At 68.1% G+C, this 1,152-nt stretch carries 3 protein-coding genes; all 3 read left to right on the forward strand.

Translation table 11 applies throughout. From position 1 onward, the window contains the following. On the forward strand, positions 1-330 hold a 330-nt coding region (locus C4K88_RS18105), incomplete at its 5' end, for a VWA domain-containing protein (protein WP_206604397.1). Further along, complete coding sequence (locus C4K88_RS18110) at positions 314-919, forward strand: VWA domain-containing protein (protein ID WP_206604398.1); 606 nt, start codon at positions 314-316, stop codon at positions 917-919. The genes C4K88_RS18105 and C4K88_RS18110, both read left to right, overlap by 17 nt. After that, a partial coding sequence (locus tag C4K88_RS18115) for a hypothetical protein (RefSeq protein WP_206604399.1) occupies positions 916-1,152 on the forward strand: 237 nt, incomplete at its 3' end. The genes C4K88_RS18110 and C4K88_RS18115, both read left to right, overlap by 4 nt.

Genomic DNA, 1,152 nt, shown 5'->3' on the forward strand with positions numbered 1-1,152 from the left:
CGCGCACGCCTCAACCTGCCCACCTGGCGCCAGCAGGCGCCTTTCGTGGTCATCTGGCTGTTGCTGCTATGCGCCGCCGCCCGCCCGCAGTGGCTGGGCGAACCGGTACCGGTGGCTGCCAGTGGCCGCGACCTGCTGGTGGCGGTGGACGTGTCCGGGTCGATGGACTTCCCCGACATGCAGTGGCAAAACGAAGACATCAGCCGCCTCGATCTGGTCAAGGCACTGATGGGCGACTTTCTGCAAGACCGTGAAGGCGACCGCGTGGGCCTGATCGTACCTGCAGGCACCACTCACCTTCGACCGGCGCACCGTGCGCACCTTCCTTGACGAAGCGCAGATCGGCATCGCAGGCAAGAATACTGCCATCGGCGACGCCATTGGCCTGGCGGTCAAGCGCCTGCGCCAACGGCCGGCCCAAAGCCGGGTGCTGGTGCTGATCACCGACGGCGCCAACAACGGTGGGCAAATCCACCCGCTGACCGCTGCTCGTCTGGCCGCCCAGGAAGGGGTACGCATCTACACCATCGGCATCGGCGCCAACCCCGACGCCAGTGGCACACCTGGCCTGCTTGGCCTCAACCCGAGCCTGGACCTGGATGAAGCCTCACTCAAGGAAATCGCCGACATCACCCACGGTGCCTATTTCCGTGCCCATGACGGCGCCGAGCTGGACGCCATCGGCGACGCCCTTGATCAGTTGGAGCCGGTAGCCCAGCAACCGACCCAGGCACGCACGGCCCAGGCCCTCTACTCCTGGCCCCTGGCCCTGGCCCTGCTGCTCAGCGTGCTGCTGGTGGTGGCCGTGCAATGGCCCGACAACCTGCTGCAACGGCTGCTGCGCAAGCCGCGGTTCCTGCAGCCGCACCCGGAATGGCGCCAGCGCCTGAAGCGCCTGCGCCTGAGGAGGCGGCGATGATCGATCTGTGGCCCCAATGGCTGCGCCCGCTGTGGTTGCTGGCCGTGCCCCTGCTCGGCTGGCTGCTGTACAAGCTGTGGCACAGGCGCAAGCGCGCCGGGCGCTGGCAGATGATCTTGCCGCCCGCCTTCCATGGCGTATTGCTGGGCGGTGGCAGCGGCAGCACCAGCAAGCTGCCGTGGATAGCACTGGGCCTGGCCTGGGCGCTGGTGGTCCTGGCCCTGCTCGGGCCC

Origin of the sequence: Arthrobacter pityocampae, assembly GCF_002927275.1 — a bacterium.
Lineage (GTDB): Bacteria > Actinomycetota > Actinomycetes > Actinomycetales > Micrococcaceae > Arthrobacter_D > Arthrobacter_D pityocampae.